The organism is Wenxinia saemankumensis, from assembly GCF_900141735.1.
In the GTDB taxonomy this organism is placed as follows: Bacteria; Pseudomonadota; Alphaproteobacteria; order Rhodobacterales; family Rhodobacteraceae; genus Wenxinia; species Wenxinia saemankumensis.
The window spans coordinates 254,730-271,699 of the sequence record NZ_FQYO01000003.1 but is presented as its reverse complement, the minus strand read 5'-3'; the positions used below and the strand labels follow the sequence as shown (position 1 = coordinate 271,699).

The 16,970-nt window shown below is 74.1% G+C and carries 13 protein-coding genes; 11 read left to right on the top strand and 2 right to left on the bottom strand.

The window, feature by feature from the left end:
- Nucleotides 1-558 precede the first annotated feature (558 nt).
- The 11 genes from BUE30_RS17780 (at nucleotide 559) to BUE30_RS08735 (ending at nucleotide 13,769) form a co-directional block, all read left to right on the top strand.
- Complete coding sequence (locus BUE30_RS17780) at nucleotides 559-1,296, top strand: sulfite exporter TauE/SafE family protein (protein WP_073328756.1); 738 nt, start codon at nucleotides 559-561, stop codon at nucleotides 1,294-1,296.
- Between the two features lie 72 nt (nucleotides 1,297-1,368).
- The gene (locus BUE30_RS08780) at nucleotides 1,369-2,307 is read left to right on the top strand and encodes a phosphate acyltransferase (RefSeq protein ID WP_073328752.1); all 939 of its coding nucleotides are present in this window, start codon (nucleotides 1,369-1,371) and stop codon (nucleotides 2,305-2,307) included.
- A gap of 292 nt (nucleotides 2,308-2,599) precedes the next feature.
- Nucleotides 2,600-3,673 (top strand): acetate/propionate family kinase, encoded by a 1,074-nt coding sequence (locus BUE30_RS08775; protein ID WP_073328749.1) that lies wholly within the window; start codon nucleotides 2,600-2,602, stop codon nucleotides 3,671-3,673.
- A gap of 75 nt (nucleotides 3,674-3,748) precedes the next feature.
- Nucleotides 3,749-6,574, top strand: coding sequence for a molybdopterin oxidoreductase family protein (locus BUE30_RS08770; protein WP_073328745.1), 2,826 nt, complete (start codon nucleotides 3,749-3,751; stop codon nucleotides 6,572-6,574).
- A gap of 649 nt (nucleotides 6,575-7,223) precedes the next feature.
- On the top strand, nucleotides 7,224-7,985 hold the full coding sequence (locus BUE30_RS08765; RefSeq protein ID WP_073328741.1) for a 4Fe-4S dicluster domain-containing protein: 762 nt from the start codon (nucleotides 7,224-7,226) through the stop codon (nucleotides 7,983-7,985).
- A gap of 691 nt (nucleotides 7,986-8,676) precedes the next feature.
- On the top strand, nucleotides 8,677-9,606 hold the full coding sequence (locus BUE30_RS08760) for a dimethyl sulfoxide reductase anchor subunit family protein (protein WP_073328737.1): 930 nt from the start codon (nucleotides 8,677-8,679) through the stop codon (nucleotides 9,604-9,606).
- Between the two features lie 14 nt (nucleotides 9,607-9,620).
- Complete coding sequence (locus tag BUE30_RS08755) at nucleotides 9,621-10,391, top strand: SDR family NAD(P)-dependent oxidoreductase (RefSeq protein WP_073328732.1); 771 nt, start codon at nucleotides 9,621-9,623, stop codon at nucleotides 10,389-10,391.
- A 10-nt stretch (nucleotides 10,392-10,401) separates the two neighbouring features.
- Nucleotides 10,402-11,289 carry a 2-dehydro-3-deoxygalactonokinase gene (locus BUE30_RS08750; protein ID WP_083601288.1) on the top strand — a complete coding sequence of 296 codons (888 nt, stop codon included), beginning with the start codon at nucleotides 10,402-10,404 and terminating at the stop codon, nucleotides 11,287-11,289.
- A gap of 22 nt (nucleotides 11,290-11,311) precedes the next feature.
- On the top strand, nucleotides 11,312-11,929 hold the full coding sequence (locus tag BUE30_RS08745; RefSeq protein WP_073328722.1) for a 2-dehydro-3-deoxy-6-phosphogalactonate aldolase: 618 nt from the start codon (nucleotides 11,312-11,314) through the stop codon (nucleotides 11,927-11,929).
- Nucleotides 11,926-12,789, top strand: a complete 864-nt coding sequence (locus BUE30_RS08740; RefSeq protein ID WP_073328718.1) for an SMP-30/gluconolactonase/LRE family protein — start codon at nucleotides 11,926-11,928, stop codon at nucleotides 12,787-12,789. Before BUE30_RS08745 ends, BUE30_RS08740 begins: the two co-directional genes overlap by 4 nt.
- 14 nt (nucleotides 12,790-12,803) lie before the next feature.
- Nucleotides 12,804-13,769 carry an aldose epimerase family protein gene (locus BUE30_RS08735; RefSeq protein WP_244526316.1) on the top strand — a complete coding sequence of 322 codons (966 nt, stop codon included), beginning with the start codon at nucleotides 12,804-12,806 and terminating at the stop codon, nucleotides 13,767-13,769.
- A 1,089-nt stretch (nucleotides 13,770-14,858) separates the two neighbouring features.
- Here BUE30_RS08735 and BUE30_RS08730 read toward each other — a convergent pair.
- Nucleotides 14,859-15,506 (bottom strand): fumarylacetoacetate hydrolase family protein, encoded by a 648-nt coding sequence (locus tag BUE30_RS08730; RefSeq protein WP_073328713.1) that lies wholly within the window; start codon nucleotides 15,504-15,506, stop codon nucleotides 14,859-14,861.
- Complete coding sequence (locus BUE30_RS08725; protein WP_073328709.1) at nucleotides 15,503-16,732, bottom strand: urate hydroxylase PuuD; 1,230 nt, start codon at nucleotides 16,730-16,732, stop codon at nucleotides 15,503-15,505. The genes BUE30_RS08730 and BUE30_RS08725 overlap by 4 nt, the downstream gene beginning before the upstream one ends.
- Nucleotides 16,733-16,970: the final 238 nt, after the last annotated feature.

Sequence of the window (16,970 nt, the reverse complement as noted above, 5' to 3'; positions counted from 1 at the left end):
CTGCCCGGCCTCTCACCCCCCCGGACCGCACCGCGCTCCGCAGGACCCCCGCATCCGCCCCGCCCCGTCCCCCGGTCCGCGCGCGCCCCGGCGCCCCGGTCCCTCACCGCTGCCCGGCCTCTCACCTCTCCCCGGACCGCGCCGCGCCCCGCGCCCGCCCGCCCTCGATCGCCGCGCCCGCGCTCGCCCCTGCCGCGGGACGGGGCGCGATCCCCCGGACCGCGTCCCGCCCTGCTCTTATCTTGCTCCCAAATACTCGGGCCGCCGCGCCGGGCCGGGCGCCCCGCCGGGGCGGGGCCGGTCGGTCCGGACCCGCCGCCGCGAGGATCGCCCCCGGAGCCGCGGTCGCGATCCGCGCCGCCGCGCCCCGGCGGCCGGATCCCGCCCGCCGGATCCGGACAGCCGGATCCCGGGGGACGAGTCCCCGGCGGCCGACGCCCCGTCCGGGCAGGGACTTCTTCCCGCGATCGTCCCGCCGCGCCCTTCCCCGGCGCCGTTCGCGCCCTAAGCCTCGCCCCCGGACCCGCAGGAGAGTGCGGGCGACCCTGGAGCCGTGCCTTGCCCTTCGACCTCGCCCCCGGCGCCGCGACCTGGCTGGTCCTCGTCTTCTTCGGCGCCGCCTACGTGCGCGGCTATTGCGGCTTCGGTTTCGCGGCGCTGGTGCTGACGGGGGCGGGGCTGGTGATCGACCCTGTGCCGCTGATCGCGACGATCATCGTCGCCGACCTCGCCATGACGCTCGGCCAGTGGCGGGGCATCCGCGCCGGGATCGAGTGGCGGCGGCTGGGCCTGCTGCTGCTCGGGGCGCTGCCATCCGTTCCGCTGGGCGTCGCGGTGATGTCGCGGCTCGACCCCGACGGGGCGCGGATCGCCATCTCGCTGGTCATCCTGACGCTCTGCGCGGTGATCTGGCGGGGCTGGCGGCTGGTGCGGCCGGGCCGCGCGGCGCATGTCGGCGCCGGCCTCGCCTCCGGCCTGGCGCAGGGCGCGGGGGTCGGCGGGCTGCCGGTCGCGGCCTTCTTCGCCGCCGCCGACCTGCCGGCGGTGGTGTTCCGCGCCACGATCATCGCATATTTCACCCTGCTCGACCTCTGGTCGCTGCCCAATCTCGCCTGGCGCGGCCTCGTCACCGAAGACGCGCTGTGGCTGTCGGTCGGCGCGGTGCCGGTCTGCCTGCTGGGCGTGCTGGCCGGCGGCCACCGCTTCGCCGGCGCCTCGCCCGAGAGCTTCCGCAGAATCGCGGTGATCCTGCTCGCCGGGCTGGCGGCGCTCGGCCTCGCCCGCGCGCTGGCCTGAGGCCCGCCCCCGCCCTTGCGCGCCCTTGCACGCCCTTGCAGGGGGGCGCCTGGCCGCTACCGTGATCCGGCGATGACCGAACAACCCTTCCTCTCCCCCCGCCAGCCCCGGCCGCCGGCCGCCCTCCTCGCCCGCGCCCGCGCCGTCGCCCCGCCGCGCGTCGCGCTGGTGAACGCGGGCGCGGCCCTGCCGCTCGAAGGGCTGCGGGAAGCGGCGGAGCAGGGCCTCGCCCGGCCGATCCTCGTCGGAGACCCGGACAGGATCGCCGGGGCGGCCGAGGAGATCGGCTGGGACATCGCCGGGCTTCCGGTGATCGACGCGCCCCGCGAGGGCGCGGCCCCGGCGGCGGCGGCGCTGGTGCGGGACGGCGCGGCGGATGCCGTGATGAAGGGGCAGGTCCACACCTCGGACTTCCTCAAGGCGCTGCTCCCCTCCGCCGCCGGGCTGCGCGATCGCGGCGCGGTCTGCGGCCATGTCTTCCACATCACCCTGCCGGGGCGGGACCGCCCGCTCTTCCTCACCGACGCGGCGCTGAACGTCGCGCCCGACGTGGCCACGCGGAAGGCCTGCCTGCGCCACGCGGTGCGGCTGGCGCGGCTCTGCGGCGACGAGGACGTGCGCGCCGGGCTGCTGGCCGCGTCCGAGGACGTGACCCCCGGCATCCCCTCGACCGGCGAGGCGGCCGAGATCGCGGAGTGGGCGAACGGTGCCCTGCCGGGCGTTCAGGCGCAGGGGCCGATGGCGCTCGACCTCATCCTGTCGCGCGCGGCGGCCGAGGTGAAGGGGTTCGAGGGCCCCGTCCCCGGCGAGGCGGACGTGATCCTGGTGCCCGAGGTCACGACGGGCAACGCGCTCTTCAAGATGATGGTCCTCGGCATGGGCGCCTGCGCGGGCGGCGTCGTGATGGGCGCGCGGGTGCCGATCCTGCTGACCTCGCGCAGCCAGGGCGCGGCGGCGCGGATCGCGACCGCGGCCCTGGGAGCGATCCTCGCGGCGGCGGGACCGGAATGACCGGCCCCTGCCCGGCGGGGCGCCCGGCCCGGCGCGGCGGCCGGAGTATTTGGGGGCAAGATAAGAGCAGGGCCCTGGAGCCGGCGGCGGGCGGCGGCGCGGAGCGCGGCCGCGGCGCTCGGGGCGATCCTCGCGGCGGCGGGACCGGAATGACCGGCCCCTGCCCGGCGGGGCGCCCGGTCCGGCGCGGCGGCCGGAGTATTTGGGGGCAAGATAAGAGCAGGACCGTGGAGCCGGCGGCGGGCGGCGGCGCGGATCGCGGTCGCGGCGGGACCCGGACGGTGGGACCGCGATGATCCTGGTGCTCAATGCCGGCTCGTCCTCGCTGAAGGCGGATCTCTTCGACGCGGCGCTCGCGCCGGTGGCCGGGGCGCGGGTCGGCGAGATCGGCGGAGCGGCGCGGCTGACCCTCGCCGGCGAGACGCGCCCCGTGGCGGCGCCGGACCACGCGGCCGCGCTGGACCTCGTCCTCGGCGCGCTGTCGGAGGCGGGTCACCCGCCGGAGGCGCTGGAGGCCGCGGCGCACCGCGTCGTTCATGGCGGGCCGGACTTCGCCGCGCCGGTCCTGCTGGACGATGCCGCGATCGCGCGGATCGAAGCGCTGGTCCCGCTCGCCCCGCTGCACAACCCGGTGAACCTCGCCGGGATCCGCGCGATGGCGCGGCTCCGCCCGGACCTGCCGCAGACCGCCAGTTTCGACACCGCCTTCCACGCCGCGATGCCCGAGCTCTCGCGCCGCTACGCCCTGCCGGAGGGCGAGGGGCACCTGCGCCGCTACGGCTTCCACGGGCTGTCCTATGCCGGCCTCGTCCATGCGCTGGAACCGGACCTGCCGGAGCGGCTTGTCGCCTTCCATCTCGGCGGCGGAGCCAGCCTCTGCGCGATCCGGGACGGGCGGTCCGTCGCCACCTCGATGGGCTATTCGCCGCTCTCCGGCCTCGTCATGGGCACCCGCCCCGGAGAGATCGACGGCATGGCGGTGCTCGACCTCGCCCGGCGGCACGGGATCGACGGGGCGGCGCGGCTGCTCAACCGCGAGAGCGGGCTGACCGGCCTCGCCGGGACCGGGGACATGCGCGCCCTGCTGGCACGGGACGACGCGGAGGCGCGCTTCGCCGTCGCGCTGTTCGTCGAGCGGGCCGCGCGCGAGGGGGCGGGCGCGATCGTGGCGATGGGCGGGGTCGACGCGCTCGCCTTCACCGGGGGGATCGGCGAGAACGCTGCCGGGCTGCGCGAGGCGATCGCCGCCCGTCTCGCGCCGTTCGGCACCCTTCCGATCCATGTCGTTGCCGCGGACGAGGCGGGGCAGATCGCCCGCGACGCAAGGGCGGTCCTGCGCGGCGCGGCGCGATCCGCGCCGGCGTGACCGCGCGGGGCGTGACTCTTCCAGTGCGCGCGGTAGGTTGGCGGTCATGACAGCTCGCCCCGCCCCCGCCGCCCGATGACCCAGCCGGATCTCGACCTCTCGCCCCGGGTCTCGGACGAGGTGCGCCGGACCACCTGCTACATGTGCGCCTGCCGCTGCGGGATCGACGTGCACATGAAGGGCGGCAAGGTCGCCTATATCGAGGGCAACCGCGACCACCCGGTGAACAGGGGCGTGCTCTGCGCCAAGGGCTCGGCCGGGATCATGCAGGCCAACGCCCCCGCCCGCCTGCGCGCCCCGCTGAAGCGGACCGGCCCGCGCGGCTCGGGGCAGTTCGAGGAGATCGGCTGGGACGAGGCGCTGGAGATCGCGACCTCGTGGCTGAAGCCGCTGCGCGAGACCGCGCCCGAGAAACTCGCCTTCTTCACCGGGCGCGACCAGTCGCAGTCCTTCACCGGCTGGTGGGCGCAGGCCTTCGGCACGCCGAACTACGCGGCGCATGGGGGCTTCTGCTCGGTCAACATGGCGGCGGCGGGCATCTACACGATGGGCGGCGCCTTCTGGGAATTCGGCTCGCCCGACTGGGAGAGGGCGAAGCTGTTCCTCCTCTTCGGCGTGGCCGAGGATCACGACAGCAACCCGATCAAGATGGGGATCGGCCGGCTGAAGGGGCGCGGCGCGAAGGTGGTCGGGATCAATCCCGTCCGGACCGGCTACAACGCCGTCGCCGACGACTGGTACGGGATCACGCCGGGGACCGACGGGCTCTTCGTGCTGAGCCTCGTCCATTGCCTGTTCGAGACGGGATCGCTCGACCTCGACTACCTCGCCCGGTTCACCAACGCGCCCTGCCTCGTCGATTGCGACCCGGCCTCGGCCACGCACGGCCTGCTGCTGCGGGGCGAGGGCGACGCCCCCCTCGTCATCGACCGCCGCACCGGCAAGCCCGCCCCCTGGGACGGGACGGGGGTGGAGCCGGACCTCTCCGCCACCTGGCGGCACCGGGGCACGACGCACCGCCCGGTCCTGCATCTGATGTCGGAGACCTATCTCGACCCCGCCTACGCGCCCGAGAAGGTCGCCGGGCGCACCGGCATCCCGGCGGCCCGCATCCGCACCCTCGCGGCCGAGATCGCGCGCGCCGCCTTCGACGAGCCGGTGGTGATCGAGCGGCCCTGGACCGATTTCCGGGGCCACCGGCACGAGAGAATGATCGGCCGTCCCGTCGCGATGCATGCCATGCGCGGCATCTCGGCCCATTCCAACGGCTTCCAGACGGCGCGGGCGATCCACCTGCTGCAGATCCTGATCGGCAGCGTCGAGACGCCCGGCGGGATGCGGTTCAAGCCGCCCTATCCCAAGCCCGCCCATGCCCATCCCCGCCCCCATGCCGGGGTGCGGCCGGGCCATGCGCTGGACGGCCCGCATCTGGGCTATCCGCAGGGCCCCGCCGACCTGCTGCTGGGCGAGGACGGCCGGGCGAGGCGCATCGACAAGGCCTTCACCTGGGAGAACCCGCTCTCGGCCCACGGGATGATGCACATGGTCATCTCGAACGCCCATGCCGGGGATCCCTACCCGATCGACACGCTCTTCCTCTACATGGCGAACATGTCGTGGAACTCGTCGATGAATACCGGCGCCACGATGGAGATGCTGACGGACACGGACCCCGGGACGGGCGAATACGTGATCCCCCGCATCATCTATTCCGACGCCTATTCCTCCGAGATGGTGGCCTTCGCCGATCTCGTCCTGCCCGACACGACCTATCTCGAACGGCACGACTGCATCTCGCTGCTCGACCGCCCGATCTCCGAGCCGGGCGCCGCCGCCGACGCGATCCGCTGGCCGGTCGTGGCGCCGGACCGCGACGTGCGGCCGTTCCAGTCGGTGCTGCTCGATCTCGGCCACCGGCTGGGACTGCCCGGCATGACGGGCGAGGACGGGGGGCCGCGCTATGCCGATTACGCCGACTACATCGTCAACCACGAACGCCGCCCCGGGGTGGGCCCGCTCGCCGGCTGGCGCATCGGGGCGGGCGGGCTGACCCACGGGCGCGGCGCGCCCAATGGCGGCCAGATCGACAGCTACATCGCCAATGGCGGCTTCTGGACCGGGCATGTCCCCGAGGAGGGCGCGTTCTTCAAGCCGTGGAACCGCGCCTACCAGGACTGGGCGGTCGGGATCGGCCTCTACGACAGCCCGCTGCCCTATATCTTCCAGCTCTGGTGCGAGCCGCTGCGGCGCTTCCAGCTGGCGGCGGAGGGACAGGGACAGCGCCAGCCGCCCGAGGCGCTGCGCGCGCGCATCGCGGCGACGATGACGCCGCTGCCGACCTGGCACGCGCCGCTGATCGACGCGCATGCCGACCCCGCCGAATGGCCGGTCCATGCGATCACCCAGCGCCCGATGGCGATGTACCATTCCTGGGGCAGCCAGAATGCCTGGCTGCGGCAGATCCACGGCCGCAACCCGCTCTACCTGCCGACCGCGATCTGGGAGGCGAACGGCTTCGCCGACGGCGACTGGGCCCGCGTCACCTCGCCCCACGGGGCGATCACCGTGCCGGTGGCGCACATGGCCGCGCTGAACCCGAACACGGTCTGGACGTGGAACGCGATCGGCAAGCGCAAAGGCGCCTGGGCTCTGGACGAGGGCGCGGTCGAGGCGCGGCGCGGCTTCCTGCTGAACCACCTGATCCACGAGCTGCTCCCGCCGCGCGAGGACGGGATGCGCTGGTCCAATTCCGACCCGATCACCGGTCAGGCCGCCTGGTACGACCTGCGCGTCCGGATCGAGAAGAGCGCCCCGCCCGAGGAGGCCCTGCCGGTCATCCCGCCCCAGGTTTCCCCCGTGCCGAAGGGCCCGAGCGAACTGCGCTGGGAGGTGAAGCCGTGACCCTCGGACCCGCCCCCGATACGGCCCGGTCCCGGGCTGCTCCCCCGCCCCGGCCCGTGCCCGCCTGCCCGGCGCCGCGACGCCTCTCCTCCCTCCCGGCCCCTCCGCGGGCGCCGGTCTCCTCGTCCGTCCCGCCCCACCCGGAGCCGGTCCTCGACGCCCGGCCGCCCCATCCCCTCCTCCGCAGGGATCCCGGATACTCGGCCGCCCGCCTCCGGGGCATCGAGGCCGGCGAAAATGCATTGTCGCCGCGCCGCCCCGGAATTCCGGCCCCCTTCCGGCTCCGGGCCACCCCCGCCGTCCCGCCCCTCCGGCAGCAAGCGCCCGCCTTCCGAGCGCCCCGCCCCCTCCTTCGCAGGGTTCCCGAATACCTGTCGGTCGCCCTCCGGGACCCCGACGCGGGGGGGGAGGCGCCCGCGCCGCGCCGCCCTGCGGCCCCGGTCCCCGCCCGATGGCCGGCCGCGCCCGCGGCGCCCCGCCTCGCGGCCCTCCCCGTTCCGGCCGCCTGTCGATGCGGGGCGCCCCCCACCGTCCCGCCCCACCGGGCGCCCGCCTCCGCCGTCCGGGCGCCCCGCCCCCTCCCTCGCAAGGGCCCCGAATACCTGTCGGCGGCCCGCCGAGGCCGCGACGCCGGGGGGCGCGACGCGCGATGACCGCCCTCCCCCCGCCCTCCGAGGTGAAGCTCGGCCTCGTCATCGACCTCGACACCTGTGTCGGGTGTCACGCCTGCGTCGTCGCCTGCAAGGGCTGGAACACGCAAGGCTACGGGGCGCCGCTCTCGGACCAGCAGCCCTACGGGGCCGAGCCGTCCGGCACCTTCCTCAACCGGGTCCATTCCTACGAAATCCAGCCCGAGGAGGGGGCGGCCCGGCTCGTCCATTTCCCGAAATCCTGCCTCCATTGCGAGGACGCGCCCTGCGTCACCGTCTGCCCGACGGGCGCCAGCTACAAGCGGGCCGAGGACGGGATCGTGCTGGTGAACGAGGCGGCCTGCATCGGCTGCGGCCTCTGCGCCTGGGCCTGCCCCTACGGCGCGCGCGAGATGGACGCGGCCGAGGGCGTGATGAAGAAGTGCACGCTCTGCGTCGACCGGATCTACAACGAGACCCTGCCGGAGGTGGACCGGGTGCCGGCCTGCGTGCGCACCTGCCCGGCCGGGGCGCGGCATTTCGGCGATCTGGGCGATCCCGGCAGCGATGTGTCGCGTCTCGTGGCGGAACGGGGCGGCGTCGACCTGATGCCCGAACAGGGCACGCGGCCGGTAAACCAGTACCTGCCCCCCCGGCCGAAGGACGAGGCGCCGGATCTCGACCTGCTGGCCCCGTATCTCGAGCGGGTGACCGAAGAGCCGCGCGGCTTCCTCGGCTGGCTCGACCGGACGCTGGCCAGGATGCCGGGGGCGGGGTCGTGACCCGCCATGACCGCCCCTCCGCCATGAGCCTCCGCGCCCGCCCTGCCGCCGCGAGCACCCAGGCCCGCGCCACGACACCCCGTGCCGGCACCATGCCTGCCCGCACCCGTGCGGGTGCCATGCCTGCCCGCACCCGTGCGGGTGCCATGCCTGCCCGCACCCGTGCGGGTGCCATGCCTGCCCGTGCCGGCGCCGTGCCTGCCCGCGCCCGTGCCGGCGCCATGCCTGCCCGCACCCGTGCGGGTGCCATGCCTGTCCGTGCCGGCGCCATGCCTGCCCGCGCCCGTGCCGGCGGCGCGAGGCCCCGCGCACACCCCGGCGCCGGAGGCCCCCTTTCCCGGCCCGGCCTCACGGGTCCCTTTCATGCTCGCCCCGGCGCCGTGCCTGCCCGCGCCCGTGCCGGCGCCATGCCTGCCCGTTCCGGCACCATGCCTGCCCGTGCCCGTGCCGGCGGCGCGAGCGCGCGCACATGCCCCGGCGCCGGGTGCCCCCTTTTCCGGCCCGGCCTCACGGGTCCCTCCCATGCTCGCCCCGGCGCCATGACTTCCCGCCCCCGTCCGGGCGAGGGCGCCCTCCACGGCCGCCCGGGCCCGGCCGTCCGTCCTGGCGGGCCCGGGAACGGGACCGGCCGCCTTTTCCGCCCGCCCCGGGCAGGGCATCGGGCCGGCGCCCCGGGGCCCGGGGCCGGCGCATGAACCCCGCCCCGTCGATCATCGCCTTCACGACGCTCTCGGGCGCGGGGTTCGGGCTGCTGGTCTTCCTCGGGCTCGGCCTGCCCGCCCCGACCGGCTGGGCCGGATTCGCCTGGTTCGCCCTGGCCTATGCGCTCGCGGCGGGGGGCCTCGTCTCCTCGGTCTTCCATCTCGGCCATCCGGAGCGGGCGCCCCTCGCCCTGACGCAATGGCGCACGAGCTGGCTCTCGCGCGAGGGGATCGCGGCCATCGCCACCCTGGCGGTCCTCGCCATCTACGCCGCCGGCCTCGTCTTCCTCGACCTGTGGCTCTGGCCGCTGGGGATCCTCGGCGCGGCGGGCGCGGCGGCGACGCTCGCCTGCACGGCGATGATCTACACCCAGATGCGGACGGTGCCCCGCTGGCGCCACTGGTCCACGCCCGCGCTCTTCGGCGCCCATGCCCTCGCGGGGGGCGCGATCCTCGCCGGCCTGCCGCCGGCGGCGCTGCCGCTGCTCGCGATCGGCGCGGCGCTGCAGGCCTACGTCTTCCTCGACGGCGACCGGCGCTTCGCCCGCTCCGGCACCGACATGAACACCGCCACCCGGCTGCCCGGCCGGGTGCGCCAGTTCGAGCCGCCCCATACCGGCCCCAACTACCTGCTGGACGAGATGGTCTACGTCGTCGCCCGGCGCCGCGCGGCGCAGCTGCGACTCCTCTGTCTCGCCCTCGGCTTCGCCCTGCCGATCCTCGTCCTCCTCCTCTCGTGGCACCCGGCGGCGCTGGCGCTGGCCGCGTTGTCCCACCTCGCGGGCGTGGCGGCGGGGCGCTGGCTCTTCTTCGCCGAGGCCGAGCATGTGGTCGGGCTCTATTACGGCCGCCGCGTCGGCACGCCGGGAACGGAACTCATGCGCCCCCGCATGGGTAGCCAGACCGGACCCTCCAGCTGAGAAGGCATGCATCCATGACCCAACCCACCTATCCCGATCTCGACGGGGCCTCGGTCTTCATCACCGGCGGCGGCTCGGGCATCGGCGCGGCCCTGACCGAGGGCTTCCTGCGGCAGGGCGCGAAGGTCGGCTTCATCGGCCGGTCGGACTATTCGGACTTCGTGGACGAGATGGAGCGCAGGACCGGCATCCGCCCGCTCTTCGTGCAGGGCGACGCGACCCGCAAGGACGAGCTGACCGGCGCCCTCGACCAGGCGGCGGCGGCGCATGGCGCGCTCGACGTGCTGGTGAACAACGCCGCCAACGACATGCGCTACGACGTGGGCGAGATCGGCGAGGACGACTGGAACAGCCAGATCGCGATCAACCTCAGCCACCAGTTCTTCGCCGCCCAGCACGCGGCCGAGGCGATGAAGGCGCGCGGCCACGCGGGGCGGATCGTCAACTACACCTCGATCACCTTCAAGCAGGGCGCGCCCGGCATGGTCCCCTACGAGACGTCGAAGGCGGGGATCGTCGGCCTGACCCGCGCGCTCGCCCGCGACTACGGCACCGCCGGGATCCGCGTGAACTGCCTTGCCCCCGGCATGGTGCTGACCGACAAGCAGCTGGACAAGTGGATCGACGACGAGGCGAAGCAGGCGATGATCGACGACCAGTGCCTGAAGGTGGAGCTGAAGCCCGAGGACATGGTCGGCCCGACCCTCTTCCTCGCCTCCGCCGCCTCGGGCTCGATCACCGGGCAATGCCTGATCGCCGATGCCGGCGTCGAGTTCGGCGCCTGAGGGGAATTGCATGACACCCGACTGGATCGCCTGCGACTGGGGCACCTCGAACCTGCGGCTCTGGGCGATGAAGGACGGCGCCCCGGTCGGGGAGCGGCGGTCGGACCGGGGCATGGGCCGGCTGGACGGGCCGCAGGCCTTCGAGGACGCGCTGATCGAGGCGGCGGGCGACTGGGCGGCCCCGCCCGTCACCGTGGTCGCCTGCGGCATGGTCGGCGCCCGCCAGGGCTGGATCGAGGCGCCCTACATTCCCGTCCCGGCGAAGCCCTCGGCCAGCGGCCTCGTCCGCGCGCCGACCCGCACGCCCGGCCTCTCGGTCCATATCGTGCCGGGCATGAGCCAGGCGGACCCCGCCGACGTGATGCGGGGGGAAGAGACGCAGATCGCCGGCCACCTCGCCCTGCACCGCAACTGGGACGGCGTGCTCTGCCTGCCGGGCACCCATACCAAGTGGGCCCATGTCAGCGTGGACGAGGTGGTCAGCTTCCAGACCTACATGACGGGCGAGATGTTCGCCGTGCTCGGGCAGCATTCCGTCCTGCGCCACTCGCTGACCGACGGATGGGACGACGCGGCCTTCGAGGCGGGGCTGGAACAGGGCTTCGACCGGCCGGAGCGGCTGGCGAACCGGCTGTTCTCGCTGCGGGCCGAGAGCCTGCTGTCCGATCCCGCCCCCGGCGCCGCGCGGGCGCGCCTGTCCGGCCTGCTGATCGGGGCCGAGATCGCGTCGGCGAAGCCCTACTGGCTGGGGCAGCGCGTCGCCGTTCTGGGCGACGGGGTTCAGGCGGACCTTTATCTCCGCGCGCTGGCGGTCCAGTCTGTCCCCGTCGAGCGGTCGGACGCGACCCGCGCCACGCTCGCCGGGCTGGCCGCCGCGCATGCGGCGCTGACCGCCTGAGGACCACGACGGGAGGAGCCGGATGAGGCGCAACATCATCGCGATCCTGCGGGGCATCCGCCCGCAGGAGGCGGAGGAGATCGGCGCGGCGCTGATCGAGGCGGGGATCGAGACGATCGAGGTGCCGCTCAACTCGCCCGATCCCTTCGACAGCATCGGCCGGATGGCGGCGGCGTTCGGGGACCGGGCCACCATCGGCGCCGGAACGGTCCTGACCGGGGACGAGGTCGCGCGCGTCAGGGCGGCGGGCGGGCGCATCGTCGTCTCGCCCAATGCGGACCCGCAGGTGATCCGCGCCACCGTCGCCGCAGGGATGGAGAGCTGGCCCGGCGTGATGACCCCGACCGAGGCCTTCGCTGCGCTGCAGGCGGGGGCGACGGGCCTGAAGCTCTTTCCCGCCAGCCAGATCGGCCCCACCGGTCTGACGGCGATGAAGGCGGTCCTTCCGCCGGACGTGCCCGTCTATGCCGTCGGCGGGGCGGGGGCCGGGAATTTCGGCGAGTGGATCAAAGCGGGCGCGGCGGGGTTCGGGATCGGCACGGCGCTCTACGCGCCTGGCCTGACCGCCGGCGAGGTCGCGGACCGCGCCCGCGCGATCGTGGCCGCCTATGACGAAGCCCGGGAAGGAGCCGCCGCATGACCGAGGTCCGCATCCACGACGACACCAACTGCCTGCTGGGCGAGGGCGCCTTCTGGCACCCCGAGCGCGCGCAGTTCTTCTGGTTCGACATCCTCGGCCGCAAGCTGCACACGACCGGCCGCCACTGGGAGATGGACCGCATCGCCTCGGCCGCCGGCTGGATCGACCGGGACCGGCTGCTGATCGCGACCGAGACCGGGCTGACGGTGCTGAACCTCGAGAGTGGCGCGACCGAGGACGTGGCCGAGATCGAGGCGGACAACGAGGTGACGCGCTCGAACGACGGGCGTGCCGACCCGATGGGCGGCTTCTGGTACGGCACGATGGGCAAGCATGCCGAGGCCGATGCCGGGTCGATCTACCGCTATTACAAGGGCGAGGTGCGGACGATGTGGTCGGGCCTGTCGATCACCAACGCGATCTGCTTCGCCCCGGACGGGCGTACGGCCTACCACGCCTGTACCGCACGGCGGGTGATCCGGACAGTCGACCTCGATGCCGACGGCTGGCCCGCGGGCGAGCCGCGGATCTTCCTCGACCTGAACGGCGAGGGGCTGAACCCCGACGGCGCGGTGACGGATGCGGACGGCAACCTGTGGAACGCGCAATGGGGGTCGGGCCGCGTCGCCTGCTACGACCCCGCCGGCACCTTCCTGCGGGCCGTAGACTTTCCCGCGCGGCAGACCTCCTGCCCCGCCTTCGGCGGGCCGGATTACCGCACGCTCTTCTGCACCAGCGCCGCCGAGGGGCTGGGCGAGGCCGACCTCGCCGACGACCCCCGGGCGGGCCAGACCTTCGCGGTGGACCTCCCCGCCGATCTCGGCATCGCCGGCCGGCCCGAACCCCGCGTCATTCTCTGAAGGAACCGACGACCATGATGACCGACTGGGGCACCACCGCCGCCGGCGACACCGCCCGCCTGATCGAGCTGTCCGAGGGCGACCTGACCGTCCTGCTCTGCACTTTCGGCGCGCGGATCCATTCCGTCCGGCTGGAGGGGGTGGATCACGACCTGACGCTGCCCGCGCGGTCCCTTCGGGATTACGAAGGCGAGATGGGCTATCACGGCGCGCTCGTCGGCCCGGTGGTGAACCGGATCGGCGGCGCCCGCGCCACGATCGACGGCGAGGAGGTCTCGTTCGAGGGCAACCAGGACGGCCGCGTCACGCTCCATTCCGGCGATGCCGGGACCTGGAACAAGGTCTGGCAGGTGGTCGAGGCCGCCGACGGCTTCGCCCATCTGGCGGTCGACCTGCCGGACGGCGAGGGCGGCTTTCCCGGCAACCGCCGGATCGAGGCGGTGTTCGAGCTGCGGGGCGGCGCGCTGACGATGACCGTCACCGCCACCACCGACGCGCCGACCCTGATGAACTGCGCCAACCATTCCTACTGGCGCGTCGAGGACAGCGACACGTGGGAGGGCTGGACCCTGACCGTCGACGCCGATCACGTGACCGAGGTCGATGCCGACACCGTCCCCACGGGCCGCATCCTGCCGGTCGAGGAGACGGGTCTCGACTGCCGCACGGGCAAGGTGCTGCGGATGGGGGACTTCGTCGCGGACGACAATCTCTGCCTCTCGGACACGAGGCAGGACCTGCGCGAGGTCGCGTCCCTGCGGGGCGGCACCGGCACCACGCTGCGGATCTCGACCACCGAGACCGGCCTGCAGGTCTGGGACGGGCGCAAGCCGGCCGGCGGCTACGCCCCCTATTGCGCCCTCGCGCTCGAGGCGCAGGCCTGGCCCGACGCGCCGCACCACGACGCCTTCCCGTCGATCCTGCTGGTCCCGGGCGAGGAATACCGCGCCGTGACCCGCTGGGCCTTCGCGCGGGACTAGGCCCCCACAGGCGGGCGGGCGGCCGGCCGGGCACGGCGCGGCCCCGCCCCCGGACCCTGCCCCCGGACCCTGGTCCCGGATCCGGCCCCGGGATCGGCGCCGCGAAGGGGCCGCCGCGAGGCGAGGCTCCGCCTTCCCCGCGGGGAAAGTAACCTGCTGTTAACGCTAGGCTCCTTCGTCTCAGCCTTCCCCCTCGGACCCTGCCCGGGACCGGCGCCGCGAGGGAGGGCCGCCGCGAGGCGAGGCGGCACCTTCCCCATGGGGAAGGTAACCTGCTGTTAGCGTTGCGCTCCTTCGCCCCGGCCTCCCCCCTCCGGCCCGGCGCCGGGCCTTTCCCACCTCGACCGGCCCCTGGGGCCCTCTCACCCGGACCCTGCCCGGGACCGGCGCCGCGAGGGAGGGCCGCCGTGAGGCGAGGCGGCACCTTCCCCGTGGGGAAGGTAACCTGCTGTTAGCGTTGCGCTCCTTCGCCCCGGCCTTCCCCCTTCGGGCCCGGCGCCGGGCCTTTCCCACCTCGACCGGCCCCGGGCCCTTCCCCCCCCCGGATCCGGCCCCGGGGCAGACTGCGGCCACCTTCTTCAAAGGATGCGGGCGAACGCGCCCTGTTCCCCGGGAGACCTACCGGCTCTGACCGGCGCCTCGGGGCGCTCCCGCCGCCCCCTTTCCCCGCGGGGAAGGCAACCTGTTGTCAAGGCCGGTCGTCTTCGCGCCAGCTCCCCGCAAACGGCCTCGGGACACCGTTCGGCCGCCCCCTCGGGAGGCGCTCGCCCTTTCCCCGGTCTCCTCGGCCCGGGCAGGATCTCCCGGACGGGAACCGGCTCCCCTTCCCCGCGGGGAAGGTAACCTGCTGTTAACGCTCGCCTCCTGCGCGCCGCCCCGGCCACGGGGATCACCCCAGCCTCGCCCGCCCCGGCAGGATCCGGGGGACGGCATCCGGCCCCCGGGGTTTCCCCGCCGGCGAGGCAACCTGCCGCCATCTTCCGTCGACGGTGCCCACGCCCGGAGCCGGACCGCAGCGGCAGACCCGGCAGGTCCGCCGTGCGGGTGCGTGCCGGATCGCCCGGCGCCGCTCCCCGGCCCCGCCCCCGTTCAGCCCAGCGTCAGGTCCACCGGCTCCAGCCCCGCGACCTGCCCGACCAGCCGCGCCCCGGGACCGACCGCGCCGACCCCGGCGGGCGTCCCCGTCATCACCAGGTCCCCGGGCCCCAGTTCGTGCAGCCCGGAAAGGTAGCGCAGCAGCGCCGGCACGTCGTGGATCATCTCGTCCAGCGTCGCGTCCTGCCGCACCTGCCCGTCCACCTCCAGCGTGATCCGGGCCCCCGGCGCGGGGGCCTGCCGCGAGAGCGGGCCGATGACCGCGCTGCCCTCGAAATCCTTGCCCGCATCCCAGGGGCGCCGCTTGTCCTTGGCCTGCCCCTGCAGGTCGCGCCGCGTCATGTCGAGGCCGGTCGCATGGCCCCAGACCGCGCCCCCCTCGCCCAGCGCGATCACGTATTCGATCTCGTGGTGCAGGTCGGCCGTGCCCCTCGGATAGGGCGTCGCTGCCGGGGACCGGACCAGGTGATCCGGCGTCTTGGTGAAGTGGAACGGCGCCGCGCGGTCGACCTCGTTCCCCATCTCGGCGGCATGGGCCGCGTAGTTGCGCCCGATGCAGAAGATCCGCCGCACCCGGTAGCGCGCCCCGTCCACCGTATCGAGATGGGCCGGCACCTCCGGCGTGAAGACCCAGTTGCTCATGCCCCTGCCTCCCTGAACCACGCGACGATGCGGCCGCGCTCCTCGTCCGTGATGCCCGACAGGTTGCCCGGCGGCATCGCGTGGCTGATCCCGGCCTGCAGGTAGATCTCGCGCGCCGCCTCGGCCACCTGCGCCCGCGTCTCGAGCATCACGCCCTTGGGCGGCCACATCATCCCCGCCCAGGCCGGCTCGGCCGCGTGGCACATCGAACAGCGGCCCAGGACGATGCCATGCACCTCGTCGAAGCCCTCGGCCTCGGCGAAACGCAGGGCGAAGTCCGCCGGAGCGGCGGCCTCCGCCGCCTCGGTCCACTCGTAGACGCGGGGGCTGGACAACCAGACGATCGCGACGAAGAGGACCGCCGTCGCCCCCCAGGTCCAGTGCGGTCGGCCCTTGCGGGCATGGACGGTGTTGAACCAGTGCCGGATCGTCACCCCCATCAGGAAGACGAGGCAGGCGATCGCCCAGTTGTAGGGCGAGGCGAAGGCCAGCGGGTAATGGTTCGACAGCATCAGGAACAGGACGGGCAGCGTCAGGTAGTTGTTGTGGGTCGAGCGCTGCTTGGCGATCCTGCCGTAGATCGCGTCGGGCTTCTTGCCCGCCTTGAGGTCCGCCACCACGATCCGCTGGTTCGGCATGATGACGAAGAAGACGTTCGCCGACATGATCGTCGCGGTGAAGGCGCCCAGATGCAGCAGCGCCGCCCGCCCGCTGAACACGTTCGTGTAGAACAGCGCCATCCCCACCAGCACGGCGAAGAGCAGGACCATGACCCAGCTCTGGTCCGCGCTCACCAGCCCCTTGCAGATCCGGTCGTAGACCACCCAGCCGAAGGCGAGGCTCGCGGCCGAGATCGCCGCCCCCTGCCAGACGGCGATGTCCAGCACGGTCCGGTCGATCAGGTAGAGCTCGCCCCCCAGCCAGTAGACGAGGATCAGGAGCGCCGCGCCCGACAGCCAGGTCGAATAGGCCTCCCACTTGAACCAGACGAGGTCGTCCGGCATCCGCTCGGGCGCGACGAGGTATTTCTGCACGTGGTAGAACCCGCCCCCGTGCACCTGCCATTCCTCGCCATCCGCCCCGGAGGCGAGCGCCCGGTCCCGGTGCAGGCCGAGGTCGAGCGCGATGAAGTAGAAGGACGACCCGATCCAGGCGATGGCGGTGATTACGTGCAGCCAGCGCACGGCGAACTCGACCCAGTCGAGCAGCAGGATCCAGTCGTACATGCGCGTCTCCTCGCGGCTTCCGGAGGGCAGGCTACAGAAGGCCGCTTCCGACCGGAAGGGCGGACGCCGCAGGTCGGCGGGCCGCCCGCCCCGCCCGCGCCCCGCCGCCTGGCGGGCCGGGGCACACCCCCCGTTCTCCCGCCACTCTCCCCGGGGCGCGCCGCGGCCGCCGCGGCCGCCGCGGGCGCCGGGGCGGGCAGACCCTCTCCCGGCCCGACGCCGCCGGATTCCCGCGAAG